Source organism: Oleiphilus sp. HI0123, from assembly GCF_001635315.1.
Genome location: NZ_LWGE01000207.1, coordinates 1 through 271 on the forward strand (window position 1 = coordinate 1; position 271 = coordinate 271).

Below are 271 nucleotides of genomic sequence, written 5' to 3' on the forward strand. Positions count from 1 at the left end.
TTCACTCATCTGTTTTGCGTATTGCCCTATCAAGCAAAACTCTTCGATTCCTAATTCAAGCGCATAAGTCGCGACATCTATATGCGCGTCATGCGCATGAGCACCAAGTTCGGCCATTTCACCCAGCACGGCAACTCGATACCCCGCCTGCATAGACAAGATATTAAGGGCTGCTTTCATCGAAGCCGGATTTGCGTTGTAACTGTCGTCTAATAAAGTGATATCATTAATGACAGCTGTATTCATACGCCCTTCTGTCGACTCAACCTTT

Annotated in this window: 1 protein-coding gene; it reads right to left on the minus strand. The window is 45.8% G+C overall.

The annotated features are described in order from the left end of the window. A partial coding sequence (locus A3761_RS01950) for a glutamate ligase domain-containing protein (RefSeq protein ID WP_304439566.1) occupies nucleotides 1-246 on the minus strand: 246 nt, incomplete at its 3' end. Between the last annotated feature and the right edge of the window lie 25 nt (nucleotides 247-271).